The sequence below is a fragment of the Sphingomonas sp. GM_Shp_2 genome (genome assembly GCF_026540875.1).
In the GTDB taxonomy this organism is placed as follows: Bacteria; Pseudomonadota; Alphaproteobacteria; order Sphingomonadales; family Sphingomonadaceae; genus Sphingomonas; species Sphingomonas carotinifaciens.
The window spans coordinates 32,764-47,854 of the sequence record NZ_JALNUQ010000028.1; the positions used below are offsets into that span (position 1 = coordinate 32,764).

12 protein-coding genes are annotated in these 15,091 nt (G+C 67.0%); 4 read left to right on the forward strand and 8 right to left on the reverse strand.

The genetic code is table 11. The annotated features are described in order from the left end of the window. Positions 1-61: 61 nt before the first annotated feature. The 3 genes from OXR08_RS18695 to OXR08_RS11075 all read right to left on the reverse strand — a co-directional run bounded on the left by OXR08_RS18695 (position 62) and on the right by OXR08_RS11075 (position 4,701). The gene (locus OXR08_RS18695) at positions 62-934 is read right to left on the reverse strand and encodes an alpha/beta hydrolase fold domain-containing protein (protein WP_267349825.1); all 873 of its coding nucleotides are present in this window, start codon (positions 932-934) and stop codon (positions 62-64) included. A 100-nt stretch (positions 935-1,034) separates the two neighbouring features. Then, complete coding sequence (locus OXR08_RS11070; protein WP_267349826.1) at positions 1,035-3,458, reverse strand: winged helix-turn-helix domain-containing protein; 2,424 nt, start codon at positions 3,456-3,458, stop codon at positions 1,035-1,037. Positions 3,459-3,579: 121 nt separating this feature from the next. Then, positions 3,580-4,701, reverse strand: a complete 1,122-nt coding sequence (locus OXR08_RS11075) for an MFS transporter (RefSeq protein ID WP_267349827.1) — start codon at positions 4,699-4,701, stop codon at positions 3,580-3,582. Positions 4,702-4,870: 169 nt separating this feature from the next. Between OXR08_RS11075 and OXR08_RS11080 the strand changes: the two genes are divergently transcribed. Next, on the forward strand, positions 4,871-5,791 hold the full coding sequence (locus OXR08_RS11080; protein WP_267349828.1) for a LysR family transcriptional regulator: 921 nt from the start codon (positions 4,871-4,873) through the stop codon (positions 5,789-5,791). Positions 5,792-6,098: 307 nt separating this feature from the next. Then, positions 6,099-6,731 (forward strand): tyrosine-type recombinase/integrase, encoded by a 633-nt coding sequence (locus tag OXR08_RS11085; RefSeq protein WP_267349829.1) that lies wholly within the window; start codon positions 6,099-6,101, stop codon positions 6,729-6,731. Between the two features lie 176 nt (positions 6,732-6,907). On the opposite strand, the gene OXR08_RS11090 is transcribed toward OXR08_RS11085, so the two are convergent. Genes OXR08_RS11090 through OXR08_RS11110 form a run of 5 tightly spaced genes read right to left on the reverse strand, consistent with a single transcriptional unit; the run spans position 6,908 to position 13,593 of the window. Then, positions 6,908-10,120 carry a CusA/CzcA family heavy metal efflux RND transporter gene (locus OXR08_RS11090; protein WP_267349830.1) on the reverse strand — a complete coding sequence of 1,071 codons (3,213 nt, stop codon included), beginning with the start codon at positions 10,118-10,120 and terminating at the stop codon, positions 6,908-6,910. Between the two features lie 4 nt (positions 10,121-10,124). After that, positions 10,125-11,276 carry an efflux RND transporter periplasmic adaptor subunit gene (locus OXR08_RS11095; protein ID WP_267349832.1) on the reverse strand — a complete coding sequence of 384 codons (1,152 nt, stop codon included), beginning with the start codon at positions 11,274-11,276 and terminating at the stop codon, positions 10,125-10,127. Continuing rightward, positions 11,276-12,547, reverse strand: a complete 1,272-nt coding sequence (locus tag OXR08_RS11100) for a TolC family protein (protein ID WP_267349834.1) — start codon at positions 12,545-12,547, stop codon at positions 11,276-11,278. The genes OXR08_RS11095 and OXR08_RS11100 overlap by 1 nt, the downstream gene beginning before the upstream one ends. A 58-nt stretch (positions 12,548-12,605) precedes the next feature. After that, complete coding sequence (locus OXR08_RS11105) at positions 12,606-12,935, reverse strand: hypothetical protein (RefSeq protein WP_267349836.1); 330 nt, start codon at positions 12,933-12,935, stop codon at positions 12,606-12,608. Between the two features lie 13 nt (positions 12,936-12,948). After that, positions 12,949-13,593 carry a cation transporter gene (locus OXR08_RS11110; RefSeq protein ID WP_267349848.1) on the reverse strand — a complete coding sequence of 215 codons (645 nt, stop codon included), beginning with the start codon at positions 13,591-13,593 and terminating at the stop codon, positions 12,949-12,951. A 68-nt stretch (positions 13,594-13,661) separates the two neighbouring features. Here OXR08_RS11110 and OXR08_RS11115 point away from each other — a divergent pair, with 68 nt between their 5' ends. Beyond that, positions 13,662-14,057, forward strand: a complete 396-nt coding sequence (locus tag OXR08_RS11115; protein WP_267349838.1) for a helix-turn-helix domain-containing protein — start codon at positions 13,662-13,664, stop codon at positions 14,055-14,057. Positions 14,058-14,286: 229 nt separating this feature from the next. Further along, positions 14,287-14,919: a tyrosine-type recombinase/integrase gene (locus OXR08_RS11120; RefSeq protein ID WP_267349840.1), complete on the forward strand. Its 633-nt coding sequence runs from the start codon at positions 14,287-14,289 to the stop codon at positions 14,917-14,919. Positions 14,920-15,091 lie beyond the last annotated feature (172 nt).

Here is a 15,091-nt window from a genome sequence, read left to right on the forward strand (position 1 = left end):
AAAATCGTCTCGTTCGTTCGATAGAGTTGAACAGTGCTGCCGCGTCGGACGCGGCGCGGTGTTAGCCCGCCTCTCGGCAGGCAGGTGCGTGGAGGCGCTGGCGCAGCGCCCCCGCGATCAGCTGGCAGGCCTCCATCGACGCGGACGCGTCGCTGAGCGGCGGGAGCCAGGTGAAGTCGTGAATGGTACCGAGGAACCGGACGGCCGAGACCTCGACATCCTGGCGGATCAGCGTGTGCGCCAGTGCCTCCGCAGTGTCGCGGAACGGATCGGCCTCCGCCGTCAGCATCAGCATCGGCGGAAGGATCGCCGAACCGGCCGGTATACGCGCGGGCTTGATCGTCCCCAACGCTGCTGCCAGCGCTGCCGCACGGCGGCGCGGCATCCACGCGTCCGCCCTGCTTCCAACCGGCTGGCCGAGTACAGGCGTGGCCATCACCAGCAGCCGGTATTCGCCGCCATGCATCGCGAGGTTGAGCGCCAGCGCCGCACCAAGCCCATCGCCGCCGATCGCGAGACAATCGGAGCGCCCCATCAAGTCGGACACCGCCGCGGTCCGGTCATCGATCGTGACCCGCAAGGCTGTTGCCGTCGCATCGAAAGGCGCGACAATTTCCAGCACGGCAATTCCTGCTTGCGCCGCAAGCGTCTGCAACGCCGCCGTTCGCAAGCCGGCATGCTCCGACGTTCCGGCTAGGTAGAGGAAGACGGGCAGCGGCCCAGTTGCATCGGCTGGTCGTACCAGTACGCTATCCGGCGCCAGTCGCGTGACCCCGGCCACGGCCGCTTCGGCGTCCAGAAGTCCGGCAGGCCGCTCTTCCCAGCGATCCAGGAAGGAACGGACGACGGGATCGAGCACCGCAAGGGCCGACGCCGGCTCCACCAGCGCGGCGGCGCTGCGGGTGGCGATCGGCAGGGAATTGAGCTGGGGCACGGCGTAATCCTTGACCTTGGCGCCGGGCGTCCGCCGGCTTGGCAAGGAGAGTTATGCCGCTCCCCTGATGGGCTCGCGAGTGAAGCGTCGTGAAGAGACGTTAAGCGACTTCGCGCCGCCACGGCACTCGGGCATCGGCATCGCGCGCGACGGCGAACATCTCGGCCTGCATGGCGCTCATGCCCTCCACCGGTGTGTCGTCCCCCGCAAGCGCGCGGGAATAGCCGAGCACGAAGCGGTGCCAGTGATCGAGGCCGTGCCGCTCTGTGCGCACCCGCAAGGCGGCGATCCACGCCTCGGCCAGCGCCGGTTCACCGGCAGCGATGGCAACCGGGATGCAGCCGATGGCGAGACCATAGCAGAGCGACAAAGCGTGATCGATGCGCACTGCATCCACGGCGCAGTCACGGGCGATCGCAAGCGCGCCCACGAGATCGCCGCGTACCCAGAGCAACCGCATCAACAGGCTCATGACCGCGATCTTGCCGTCGACCTGGGCGTGATTGGCGTGGTTGGCGCGCTCGGGCGCGGCATCGCCGGCAATCACCTTTTCCAGCATTGCGCTGGCTTCCGCATGATTGCCGGAGAAATGATGCGATAGCGCGAGCATGTGCGCGCCGGTCAGCTGGTCTGCCAGCATGCCCTGCGAACCGACCTCCTCATCGAACTGTCGGGCGAGCCTGAGGCTATCGGCATAGTCCCCGGCGAGGATGCGCTGCGCCCAGACACCCCATAGCGCGCGCAGCGCCAGCGGCGCGGACCCGACGCTTCGGGCGAGATCCAGCGCCCGCGCGAAGGCATCGACCATGGCGGGCACTGGCCCCTGGATATGCCAGAGCGCGTGGCCGTATGCGGACAAGAGCTCGACCTGACGGGCGGGATCGACGGCGGCGGCCTCCATCCGAGCGATCGCCGCCTCGGCATGGCGGAGAAATTCACCGGGCAGTGACAGGTGGAACCACAAGGGCGCCGCGGCGATCACCAGCTCAGCGGCGAGGTGCGGATCGCCCGTGCCCCCCGCGGCACCGCTCGCCCACAGGATGGCGCTGCGCACGTCATCGATCTGCGCGCTATAGTCCGCTAGCCATTCGCGCAGGGCCTTGCCCTCCCAGGCTGCCGCGCTGCCCGCCAGCCGATCGAGCAGATAGCGGGCGTGATCCCGCCGCGCGCCTTCATCGAAACCGGCGGCATCGAGCCGCGCGAGGCCGTAATGGCGGGTAGTATCCAGCAGTCGGAAGCGTCCGCCCCCCGCGGCGGGCGTCGCGACCACCATCGACTTGGCAACCAGTTCGTCGAGCAGGTCCTGCGCTCCGCGATTAGATGGCGGAATGCCAGTGGCCAGCGCTGCGGCCGCGTCCGCCGCAAAGCTACCGCGGAACAGCGACAGCCGGTCGAGCAGCGCGCGCACCGGCGCATCGAGCAGATCGTAGCTCCAGTCCAATGCGCCGCGCAGCGTGCGGTGGCGCGGTACCGCGGTTCGCCGGCCACGGTTCAGCAGGACGAAGCGGTCGTCCAGTCCTACCGCGATCGCCTGCGGGGTCATGGTGTCGCTGCGCGCGGCGGCGAGTTCGATCGCGAGCGGTATGCCGTCCAGCCGCTGGCAGATCTCCACGACGGCGGGCAAATTGCCTTCATCGAGCCGGAAGTCGGCGTTTACGGCACGGGCTCGATCCGTGAACAAGGCAGTGGCTGCGCAGGATGCCGCTTGCTCGAGGCTGTTACGATCCGCGTCGCCCGGCACCTCGAGCGCGGCCAACCGGTGCACCCATTCGCCTTCGGCGCGCAAAGGTTCGCGACTGGTGGCGAGCAGCAGCAGCCTGGGCGCGCCCTGAAGCAGCGCCTCGGCAAGCGCGGCGGCGGCGTCCACGACATGCTCGCAATTGTCGAGCAGGATTAGCCCGGGCCGGTCGCCAAAGCGGGCGGCGACACGCCCGACCAGATCGGTGCCGGCGCCCGACAGCCCTAGCGCGGTCCCCAGCGTCACGCCGACGGTAGCCCCCTCGCTGACCGGCGCCAAATCGACGAACCAAGCGTCCATCGCACCTTGGTCAGCGACCCGCTGCCCGATCGCCAGCGCCGCGGTCGTCTTGCCGATGCCGCCCGGCCCCACCAACGAGATGAAGCGGCGCGCGGTCACTTCCTCGGCGAGCGCGGCGATCACCGGCTCGCGGCCGAGAATGGCACCGACACGCGAGGGCAGTCTGGCGCGAGCAGGGTCAGCGAGAGGCGGCATCGCCAAGTCTTCACGCGAAACCGGCACGGTGAGGCGATACCCGCGCCCCGCCTCCGCCACGATCAGCGGCTCGCCCCCATCCTGTCCCAGCGCCTTGCGCGCTGCCGAGAGATGCACGCGGATGGCACTGTCATCGATCGCTTGCCGGGGCCAGACCCGCTCGATCAGGACGTCGCGCGGGACCAGCGCCCCTTCGGCTTCCGCAAGCACAGCAAGCAGGTTGAGCGCGCGGGTGCCCAGTTTCACCGGCACCCCGTCACGCGCGAGGGTGAGTTGAGGAAGCTCGAGCACGAAGGGGCCGAACCGATACCGCGTCCCTGCCATTGCTGTGTCTAATTCCCTCAACGCTGCGTCGCGCCGCTGCCTAGCCGCGCTGCGGACAGGCGCAATAGCATCGTGCCCATTCGGCCGATCACGTCGAGCGGCTGGCGCCGGCAAGCTGCACCGCCACCGCCGCTGCCGACAAGGCAGCGCCAAGGATCGACACCGCAGTCCAGCCGCTTGTGCTCCACGCCCAGGTCGCCCCGGCGGACCCCGCTGCCCCGCCGAGGAACATGGCGCCCATGAAGATAGTGTTGAGCCGCGCCCGTGCCTCGGGTCGCAGCGCGTAAACGATGTGCTGGTTAGAGACGAGCGCGCTCTGGACGCCGAAGTCGAGTAGGACCACCCCCACGATGAGCCCGGTCAGCGCCCCCCACAGGCCAAAGATCGTCCAGCTGGCAAGCGTCAGCACCGCACCGAGCAGGATCACCAGATGCGGACCGCGGCGATCGGCGACGCGCCCGGCAATCGGCGCCCCGAGCACGCCGACCGCCCCGACGATCCCAAACAGCCCAGCCGCCTCCGCCCCCAGTCCGAACCCCGGCTGCTGCAGGCGCAACGCCAGGATCGTCCAGAAGACGCTAAAGGCGCCGAACAACAATGCCTGCGTGATCGCCGCCTTGCGGAGCGAGGCGAACTCCCGCCAGAGCGCGGCCAGCGACCGGATCAGCGCGCCGTAGCGCATGCTGCTGTCAGGCCGGCTGTGGGGCAGGCGCGCTGCCATCACCGCGCCGGCGCCAAGTGCCATCGGAACGCCAAGCCAGAACATCGCACGCCAGCCGGCATTCGCTCCGACGAAGCCGGCCAGCGTGCGGCTGAGCAAGATGCCGCATAACAGCCCGGCCATGACCGTGCCGACCGTGGCACCGCGCCGCTCGGGCGATGCTAGGTGGGCCGCGAAAGGGACGATCTGCTGCGCAACGGTGGACAACACGCCGACCAGCAGCGAGGCGGCGAGCACCAGCGCTGGGCCGGGTGCCACCGCGGCGAGCGCAAGAGCAGCGGCGAGAGCCCAGAACTGGATTAGAATAAGGCGTCGGCGCTCCACCAGATCGCCAAGCGGCACCAGCAGGAACAACCCCGCCGCATAGCCCAGCTGAGTGGCGGTGGGCACCAGCGTGGTGAGCGGCCCCGGCAGATCGGCTTGCATCATGCCGAGCATCGGCTGGTTGTAGTAGATATTGGCTACACCAACACCAGCGGCACCGGCCATCGCAAGGGTGAGCCCCTGCCCCGTCCAGGCATGCGGTGATGCACCAGCGCGTTTTGCCCTTTGTTCCACGCGTACCTCCTGCTTCAATCCCATGTCGGTCCAAAGTTGAACCTTTTCGTCTGGCGGGATAAGTGGCGCAAACTGCAAAGCCGGCTTATCATCAGGTGATATGATCGAAATCGCCGATGTCACCGTACTTGTCCACGCGATCCAGCAAGGCAGCCTTTCCGCTGCCGGGCGGCAGTTAGGCCTGACCCCAGTTGTGGCGTCACGCAGGCTCGCCGCGCTCGAGCAGGAATTGGGCGTTCGCTTGGTCAATCGTACAACCCGGTCCCTGTCGCTGACTCCCGAGGGAGAAGCCTTTCTGCCGCACGCCGAAGCAATGCTGGATCATGCCGACGAAGGGCGTGCGGCGGCAGCCCCCGACAGTGCCGGGGCGTCCGGCGTGCTTCGGATCGCCGCCTCGGTGCCGTTCGGCCGCAAGGTAGTGACGCCGATGCTGGCACCGTTCCTTGGCATGCACCCGCGCCTGCGCGTCGAGTTACGGCTGAGCGATGCGTTCGTTGATATCGCCGGACAGGGGATCGACGTGGCGCTGCGGCTCGGAGAGCTGCGAGACAACGGGCTAGTCGCACGGCGGCTTGCGGATAATCCAAGGGGGCTCTACGCCGCACCAGCCTATCTTGCTGCGCACGGCACACCGACGTCGTTGAAGGATTTGCAACACCACGAATGCTTGTCGACGCCAGCCACTTCGCATTGGTCATTTGACAGCAATGGGCGGCCGGTACGGCAGGCCATCAAGGGTCGCTTTGTGGCGGACAGCGTCGACGCCCTTCACCAAGCGAGCATATCGGGACTAGGGATCGTTGGGCTTTCCGAATGGAACGTGCGCGAAGAAGTGGCGGACGGCCGGCTCACGCCCATCGTTCTGGCCGACGGAAAGTTAGCCGATCAGGGCATCTGGGCCGTTCTAGCGAGCCGACGCTACCAACCAGCCAAGCTCCGCCTCTTCCTGGACGCGTTCGGCACGTATCTTACCGGTTTAGGCCATTCACGGGCGCTCGAGGACTTCTGCCGCGTCGCCTGAACGAACGGCAGCTTAACGCGGTTGGCCACCCGAAAGCAGACAGGTCACTATCCGCCCATCCGATCTTGCGCATTCACATCAATGAACGGCGGTTTTCAGGCGCGGTGCTGAATAGGCTGAACGCCGATGTTAGGCGCGTTGCTGCCAGACGGTTGAGCGCCGGCCGAACGGCAGGTTCCGGCAGAAGTTGCCGTTGGAGGCCCGACCGGGGAACGACGCATTTTGGTCGGCATAGGCCCCTTGGGAATACCAGACCGTCATACCCGAAGCGTTTTCCGATTGCCGCTCTGGCCATTGGAGAACGACCATGGAGATGTCTGAAACCGCACCCACCGCCACCAAGCGTCAAGTCTGGAATGCCGGAAAAACCGTCGGCGCGAAGCGTGCGCTGAAACCGAAGCAAATATGGGAGATCCGGTTCTACCTCAATCAGCGCCGCCGGTGGCGAGATCGGGCGTTGTTCGATCTGGCGATCGACAGCAAACTCCGAGGCTGCGACTTGGTGCAGATGAAGATCGGCGACCTTGTCAGCGGCGGGCAGATCCGAACACGTGCAATTGTAATGCAGCAGAAGACAGGCCGGCCTGTTCAGTTCGAGCTGCTGCCAGATGCTCGGGGGAGCCTGCTGGCATGGCTCGAACGCCGGGGCGGCACGGTGGATGATTATGTGTTCCCGAGCCGGGTCGATCACAATGGGCACCTGAGCACACGGCAGTACGCTCGGCTTGTCGACGAATGGGTGACAGGGGTCGGGCTGATGCGAAGCGAGTATGGCACCCACTCGCTACGGCGAACGAAGGCATCGATCATCTACAGGGCGACGGGGAATTTGCGGGCCGTCCAAATCCTTCTCGGCCATAGCAAGATCGAGAATACGGTACGCTATCTCGGAATCGACGTAGAGGACGCGCTTGCCCTTGCAGAAAACACCGAGATCTGAACTCACTCCCGCCCGTTTCCGCTAGAGAGCCGGACACGGGCGTCGGGGACAAAGCCGTCATCGAAGGCGGATAGCGCGGTTGACCGCTTTCGCCCAAAGCGGTCATAGCCAGTTAGACCGATTGAGAGTGCTGGATGCCTAAGTGGGGACATTGCCGACCGGCGGCTTGCGGTTTTTCACGCGGTCGCCCGGCTGATCTCCGGCCCGTCCTCGACAGCCTTCAGCCGCTGCCCGAAACGGGCGTAGAGCGTCGGCAGCACGAACAGCGTGAGCAGCGTCGCCGAGATCAGGCCGCCGATGACGACCGTCGCCAGCGGCTTCTGCACCTCGGCGCCAGCACCGTGCCCGAGCGCCATGGGCACGAAGCCGAGGCTCGCCACCAGCGCTGTCATCACGACCGGACGCAGGCGGGCAAGCGCACCCTCGTGAGCGGCACGGGTTCGGTCCATGCCCTGCGCCATCAGGTCGTGGATGGACGAGACCATCACCAGTCCGTTGAGCACCGCAATGCCGGATAGCGCGATGAAGCCGACCGCCGCCGAGATTGAGAAGGGCATGCCGCGCAGGAACAGTGCGAGCACCCCACCGACCAGCGCCAGGGGCACGCCGGTGAACACCAGTGCCGCATCCCGGACGGAGCCGAGCGCGCCGTAGAGCAGCAGCATGATGACGGCGAAGCAGATCGGGATCACGACGGCGAGCCGGTCGCGGGCGGATGCCAGGTTCTCGAACTGGCCGCCCCATTCCAGATAGGTGCCAGGCGGCAGCTTCACGCCGGACGCGATCGACGCCTGTGCATCCGCCACCACGCCGGCAACGTCGCGATCACGCACGTTCGCCTGCACGACGACGCGCCGCTTGCCGTTCTCGCGGCTGATCTGGTTCGGCCCGTTCACCACGGCGATGTCAGCAACGGTGGACAGAGGGACGAAGCCGCCGGTCGGTAGCGGGACAGGAACCTGCGCGATCGTGGTCAGGTCCGACCGCTGCGCCTCTGCCAGTCTGATCGTGACGGGAAAGCGCCGGTCGCCCTCGAAGATCATGCCCGCCTGACGACCCCCCACGGCCGCGGCGACCACGTCCTGCACGTCACCGGCAGTGACGCCGACGCGCGACATGGCGACGCGGTTCGGGCGGATGTCGAGCATCGGCAGCCCCTCGGTCTGCTCCACCCGCACATCGACAGCACCGCTCGTCCGCCGCAGCACGTCGGCGATGTCCTCGGCTGCCGCGTTCATCTGGGTGAAGTCGTCGCCGAAGACCTTGACCGCGATGTCGCCACGCACGCCGGCGATAAGCTCGTTGAAGCGCATCTGGATCGGCTGCGTGATCTCGTACGCATTGCCCGGCAGCCTGGAGAGCCGCCCTTCCATCCGCTCGATCAGCTCGCCCTTGTCGAGACCGGGGTCGGGCCACTGGTCTCGTGGCTTCAGGATGACGAACGTGTCGGTGATGTTGGCCGGCATCGGATCCGATGCGATCTCGGACGTGCCCGTCCGCGAGAAGGCGAAGGCCACCTCAGGCTCGCGCGCGATCGCCTTTTCGACCTGGAACTGCATCGTCTGGCTCTGGTCGACCGATGTGCCGGGCACCCGGATCGCCTGGACGAGCAGGTTGCCCTCGTCGAGCTGCGGTAGGAATTCCTGGCCGAGCGTCGTGAAGGCGGCCCCTGCGAGAGCGAGGGCACCGATGGCTATACCAACGGTCGCGCTCGGCCGACGCATAGCGCGGTCGAGCCCGGGCTCGTAACGCCGGCGCAGCCAGCTGACGATGCGGCTTTCCCTCTCCTCCACCCGCTTGGACAGCCAGATAGCGATCGCCGCGGGTACGAATGTGAGCGACAGGATGAAGGCGAAGACCAACGCGATGATGACGGTGACCGCCATCGGCTCGAACATCTTGCCTTCAACGCCGTTGAAGGTGAGCAGCGGGGCGTAGACCAGGATGATGATCGCCTGGCCGTAGACGGACGGACGGATCATCTCGCGCGCCGAGGCGGCCACGATGTCCAGTCGCTCGCGCAGCGTGAGCACGCCCTCACGTCCGTGCTGCGCCTCGCCAAGCCGCCGGAGCGAATTCTCGACGATGATGACGGCGCCGTCGACGATCAGGCCGAAGTCGAGCGCGCCCAGGCTCATCAGGTTGGCGGACGCCCCGGCGCGCAGCATGCCGGTGGCGGTGAGCAGCATAGTGATCGGGATCACCAGCGCGGCGATCAGCGCCGCGCGAAAGTTGCCCAGCAGCAGGAACAGCACCACGATGACGAGGAGCGCGCCTTCGGTGAGGTTGCGGGCCACCGTGGCAATGGTGGAGTTCACCAGGTCGGTGCGGTTGAGCACCGGCTTGACGATCACGTCGATCGGCAGCGACGGGCCGATCTGCTTCAGCCGCTCTGCCACGCCAGTCGACACCGTCCGGCTGTTTTCGCCGATCCGCATGACCGCGGTGCCGACGACAACCTCGCGACCGTTCTCCGACGCCGAGCCCATGCGCAGGCCCTGACCGGTTCGCACGGTCGCGATCTGGTTCAGCACGATCGGCACGCCCTCGCGGGTGGCGACGACAGTGCGCGCCAGCTCGTCGACATTCCGGACGCGCCCGTCGGCACGGACCGCGAGACCCTCGCCGTTCCGGTTGACGATCCCGGCGCCGGCACTGGTGTTGTTGCGCTCGAGCGCGGTGGCGAGATCCTGCAGCGTGATCCGCATCGCGGCCATCCGCTGAACGTCGGGAACGACCAGATATTCCTTGGTGTAGCCGCCGAGGCTGTCGACTCCGGCGAGGCCGGGTGTGCCCTTCAGCTGGGGCGTCACGATCCAGTCCTGCACCGTGCGCAGGTATGTCGCCTTGTCCGCGGCGCTGACGAGGTGGTCGCCCTCCGGCGTGATGTAGCTGCCGTCCTTCTGAAGGCCCGGCTCGCCGTTGCGATGATTCACCTGGTCGAGCTCGCGCATCTCGACGGTCCACATGAAGATGTCGCCGAGCCCCGTGGCGATCGGACCCATCTCGGGGTTCACCCCGTGAGGCAGGTCCTCTTCGGCCGTGCGCAGGCGCTCGGTCACTTGTGCCCTCGCGAAGTAGATGTCGGTGCCATCGTCGAAGACGGCGGTGACTTGCGCGAAACCGTTGCGGCTGAGCGAGCGGGTGTATTCGAGGCCCGGGATGCCGGCGAGCGAAGTCTCGAGCGTGAAGGCGACCTGCTTCTCGACCTGATCGGGCGACAGCGCCGGCGCGACGACGTTGATCTGGACCTGGTTGTTGGTGATGTCGGGTACGGCGTCGATGGGCAGGCGCTGGAGGGCCAGCACGCCGGCGAGCGCCGCGACGAGGGTGACGAGCAGCACGAGCCAGCGCCGCTCCACCGCAAAGGTGACGATGCGGGAGATCACGGGCTTAGTCCTCGTGCTCGGCCGAGCCCTTGCCGAGCTCCGCCTTCAGGATGAACGAGTTGGTCGACGCGATACGCTCGTCGCCGGTGAGGCCCAACGTCACAGTGACGACACCGCCATTGGTGCGACCGAGCGTGACCGGTTTCGCCTGGAAGCCCGCGCTGGTGCGCACGAACACATGCGGCCTGTCCTCGATCATCTGCACGGCGGCCGATGGCACGGCGACCGTCCGGTCGCCACTTGCCGGCACCAGGATCGAGGCGTTCACTGTCTCGCCCACGCGCCACGTGCCCGAGGCGTTGTCGATGCCGGCGATCACCGGCACGAGCCGGGTCGTCTCGTCCAGCACGGGCGACACGAAGGTGACCCGCGCTTCCTGCCGTCTGCCTGGAGCCGTGACCTCGACGCGCGCGCCGGGACGGATGCGACCTGCGTCTGCCGGAATCAGCGACATGGTGATCGTTGCCTTCGACAGGTTAGCGACGCGAAACAACTCGGCATCTGCGGCCACGGTCTGGCCGAGTGTGGCGGACCGGGCGATAACCTGGCCGGCAATCGGCGAGCGCACCGCGATCCGGTTGAATGCGCCCCCGCTGCCGCCGGTGGCCGACAGCTGCTGACGCGCGAGCCGGAGCGAGATGTTGGCCTCGGTCGCGGCGGTGCGCGCTGCGACCAGGTCCTGCTCCGGTGAGACTCGCTCGGCGAACAGACGCTGTTCGCGCCGCAGATTGGACTGTGCGAGCGCTGCACGGGCCTGCGCGGCCTCGATCTCAGCCCTTAGCGAGGCAGCTTCGCGGCTCTCGATGATGGCGATCGTGTCGCCGCGTCCGACCGGCTGACCGAGGTTGCGGGTGAGCGACACCACGCGGCCGCCGATTGCCGCCGAGACGACCTGAACGCCCTGCGGGTCGCCTTCCACCGTGGCGCTGATCTCGATCGCGCCTGCGACGCCGCCGACGGTCGGGCGCGTGACCTCGATGCCCGCGTCCGCGATCTGCTGCTGGGAAAGCGTCACCGCCCCCTCGTCAGCATGCCCGGCAGCCTTTACGGCGGCACCTTCGCTTGCAGGCGCTCGATTGTCGGCTTCGTTGCCGGAGCCGCAGGCAGCCAGCATGAGCGCGAGCGAAATGGTGCTCGCGATATGGATGTTGCGCATCAGCGATCGTTCCCGATGGTTGGCGCGGGAGCGGTTAGCCGCTCCAGCCGTGCGCGTGCGTTCTGGTAGCTGGCGAGCGCTTCGATGGCCGCTAGGCGGGTCTCGGCGAGCGTGCGTTCGGCATCGAGCAAGTCGAGCTGGCCGAACTTGCCCTCGCGATAGCCGATGCGGGCGATCCGCGCCGCTTCCTGGGCCGCGTCGAGAGCCGGGCCTGCTGCGGCGCGGGCCGTCGTTGCGGCGTTGGCAGCCTCGGTCTGCGCGTCCGTGATCGCCTGCTCGACATCGAGCGCGGTCACTCGGCGGATTGCGTCGGCCTGCGTGCGCTGTGCTCGCGCCTGGGCGATCGCCGCCCGCCCGTTGTTGAACAACGGGATCGGGATCGAGACGCTGAAGACCGCCGCGGTGTCATTGGTCGCCTCGAGCCGGCGCAGCGCCGGCCCAACATTGAGGTCTGGCACCCGGTTAGCGCGGGCGAGGCGTACGCCGGCGTCGGCGATCGCAAGGTCGGCGTCCGCAGCCGCCATGGCGAGAGTGCCTGTAGCTCGGGCGGGCAGGTCGGGGCCGGCCACGGGAGCAGGGAGCCGGTCGAGAAGGCCAATGTCCAGCATTCCGTTGACGGACCGGCGAATCCGCCGGGCGAGGTTGATGCGCGCGGCATCGGCGAGCCGGGCAGCGCGTTCGAGGTTCGCTTCAGCGTTGACCCGTGCCACGCCGGCGCGCTGCTGCTCGAGCGGAGAGGCGCGTCCAGCCTGTACCCGCACCGACGCCGCTCGGTGGGCCTCTCCTGCGATGCGGACTTGATCACGTGCGGTGACCAGGCGCCGTTCGGCCGCAATGGCCTCTACGTAAAGCTGGGTGACCCGGACGCGGACGTCTGCTGCGGTGATCGCCGCCTGCAGTTCAGCTCGGGTAATCTGGGCATCGGCGACCGCGACGCGGGCACCGCGCTTGCCGCCGAGCTCGATCGGTATCGCGACACCGACGGTGGTCTCTGCACTGCGAAGGCCGCTGTACGGCCCGGTGCCGATGACGTTCTCGACCTGCCCTTGAACGATTGGATTCGGGCGAAGGTTGGCGACCGTCCGGCCCGCACGCGCCGCCTCGACGGCGGAGGCGGCGGCTTCAGTCGCGGGCGCGGTGCCCCCAGCGGCCTGGATCGCTTGGTCGAGAGTGAAGACCGCGGCTGGCTCTGTCGCCTGCTCCCCGGTCTGCGCCTGCGCCATGGTGGCACAGGACGCCGCGGCCATGAGGGCCGCGAGCAATGTCTTCATGGTAATGTGTTCCTGACGGAGTTCCTGGTGCCGACGGTTCGTCGGCGAACGGGTACAGTCAGGCTCGGGGCGGTCTCGGCAGCACGCGGCCTTGCACGCCGGCCAGCACGTTTGTGACCAGGTAGGGGCGGACCCCCATGTCGGCGAAGCCTGCTGCTTCTCCGTTCATGGCCGCGGGCGTACCCACGTCGTGGCCGTGGCAGGTTCCGTGATGATGGGGCAGCGCGCTGTCACCGTCAGCCGGTACCTCGTCCCCGTCACCCGGAGCGTGCACCGAAAACTCGATGCCTGCGACGCTGCCACCGGACATCTCTGCGGCGTGCGCCATGCTGCCCCAGCCGGTGAGCACCAGCATCAGGCAAGCAATGAAGGGCAGCAGTCCACGCATCGCTTTCCTCCTATCACCCCAGTGCCGGACTGTAATCCTGCCGCGTCGAGACCATCTCGCTTCGCGCCTGCGCGATGATCTGGACACCGCCCGAGATGCCGAGCAGCGCCATGGCGGCAGCGACGATCAGATCCGGCCACGCCGTTCCTGTGCCGAAGACGCCCGCTGCCGCAAGAACCACGGCCACGTTGCCGATCGCGTCATTGCGCGAGCAGATCCAGACAGATCGCATGTTCGCGTCACCCGTGCGCCAGCGATAGAGCATCAGCGCGACGGCGGCGTTCGCCGCCAGCGCGACAATCCCCACGACGCCCATGACTTCGGCATGCGGAACGCCGCCGTGCCACACGCCCCATAGCGCTGCGGCGAGCACGTAGACGCCAAGCGCGGCCAGGGTGACGCCCTTCATCAGCGCGGCGCGCGTTCGCCAGGGGAGTGCCAAACCGGCCACTCCAAGGCTGATCGCGTAGTTGGCGCTATCGCCGAGGAAGTCGAGTGCATCGGCCTGAAGCGCCTTGGATCCGCCTGCCACGCCCGCCGTGATCTCGGCCACGAACATGGCGGCATTCACGGCGAGCGCGATCCAAAGCGCTGTGCGCCAGCGCGGATCGAGGCTCGTACCCTTGTCGGAGGCGGGGCAGCAGCTGCCGCAGGCCATCATTGTCGCCCTTCGTGTTTGTCGTGCGACAAGCTATATGGACCCTGTAGCAGGTACAGGGTCAAGGCATGAATGCGCTGACAATCGGAAAGCTGGCGGCGGCCACCGGCACCAAGGTGGAGACGGTACGCTATTATGAGCGTGCAGGACTGATCGCGGCGCCTGCGCGGACCGGCGGCAACTACCGCTCGTACCGCCCCGAGGATCTCGAACGGCTCCGCTTCATCCGGCGAACGCGGGATCTCGGCTTTTCGCTCGAGGAAGTCCGCGCTCTGCTCGACATGGCGGAGCAGCGTGATCGCGACTGCAGCACCATCGACGAGATCGCCGCGCGGCACTTGGTGGAGATCGACCGCAAGATCTCAGATCTAACCGCGCTTCGGCGCGAGCTGGCGGCGGTTATTTCGAGTTGCGCTGGGGGCACCGTAGCCGAATGCCGGATCCTAGAGGCATTCGCACCTTGATGAACAAACGACCGCTTTCCGGATCTGCAGCAACGGCGACAAATGGCCGAGGATAGTCGGCTGCGCACCGACTGCTGTGTGACGCTCGATCGGCGGCTCCTGTCAGATTCGGTCGTTCGCGCCACGACGGAGGAACGGCGATACCTGGTCGGCAGGCGCCTTGAGGCATCAAGGCTCATCCGCCTGCGATGCGTTCTTCGGACGGCCATCTGGCCGTTGGAGAACGATCATGGAGATGCCTGAAACAGAACTTGCTACCACCAAGCGTCAAGTCTGGAACGCTGGACGTACCGTCGGCGCGAAGCGCGCGCTCAAGCCAAAGCAAATCTGGGAGATCCGCTTCTACCTCAATCAGCGGCGTCGCTTGCGAGATCGAGCGCTGTTTGACCTCGCGATCGACAGCAAACTCCGAGGCTGCGACTTGGTGCAGATGAAGATCGGCGATCTTGTCAGCGGCGGGCAAATCCGAACGCGGGCGATCGTCATGCAGCAGAAAACAGGCCGACCAGTTCAGTTTGAGCTGCTCTCAGACGCTCGCGCCAGCCTGCTGACTTGGCTCGAGCGGCGGGGCGGTACGGTGGACGACTACGTCTTTCCCAGCCGCGTTGATCATAATGGGCATCTCAGCACCCGCCAGTATGCCCGGCTCGTCGATGAACGGGTGACAGGGGTAGGTCTGATCCGGAGTGAGTATGGCACGCATTCCCTTCGCCGAACGAAGGCATCGATCATCTACAGGGCAACCGGCAACCTTCGTGCCGTCCAGATCCTTCTCGGCCATAGCAAAATCGAGAATACCGTGCGGTATCTCGGGATCGACGTGGAAGATGCACTTGCTCTCGCCGAGAACACCGAAATTTGAGCCAATGGCCCCCCGTCTCTTGGCGGGGAGCCTCTCACCGTTGGAACTTTGCCGTCGATCCCACACGACGTGTACAGCGGCAGGTTCTCGCTAAATCCCGACACTGAGGGGATGGCCGATTGGGCGCGGACAGCGACTACGCCTGGGCCATAAGCGGACAGGCCGCTTCGCG

What these genes read in the sequence shown, in the direction of transcription:
- OXR08_RS11120 (WP_267349840.1), top strand. Translation starts at nt 14,287, where the DNA reads ATGGAGATGCCTGAAACAGAACTTGCTACCACCAAGCGTCAAGTCTGG.
- OXR08_RS11100 (WP_267349834.1), bottom strand. Translation starts at nt 12,547, where the DNA reads ATGAAGACATTGCTCGCGGCCCTCATGGCCGCGGCGTCCTGTGCCACC.
- OXR08_RS11110 (WP_267349848.1), bottom strand. Translation starts at nt 13,593, where the DNA reads ATGGCCTGCGGCAGCTGCTGCCCCGCCTCCGACAAGGGTACGAGCCTC.
- OXR08_RS11075 (WP_267349827.1), bottom strand. Translation starts at nt 4,701, where the DNA reads ATGGCCGGTGCCGCTGGTGTTGGTGTAGCCAATATCTACTACAACCAG.
- OXR08_RS11115 (WP_267349838.1), top strand. Translation starts at nt 13,662, where the DNA reads ATGAATGCGCTGACAATCGGAAAGCTGGCGGCGGCCACCGGCACCAAG.
- OXR08_RS11105 (WP_267349836.1), bottom strand. Translation starts at nt 12,935, where the DNA reads ATGCGTGGACTGCTGCCCTTCATTGCTTGCCTGATGCTGGTGCTCACC.
- OXR08_RS11080 (WP_267349828.1), top strand. Translation starts at nt 4,871, where the DNA reads ATGATCGAAATCGCCGATGTCACCGTACTTGTCCACGCGATCCAGCAA.
- OXR08_RS11085 (WP_267349829.1), top strand. Translation starts at nt 6,099, where the DNA reads ATGGAGATGTCTGAAACCGCACCCACCGCCACCAAGCGTCAAGTCTGG.
- OXR08_RS11095 (WP_267349832.1), bottom strand. Translation starts at nt 11,276, where the DNA reads ATGCGCAACATCCATATCGCGAGCACCATTTCGCTCGCGCTCATGCTG.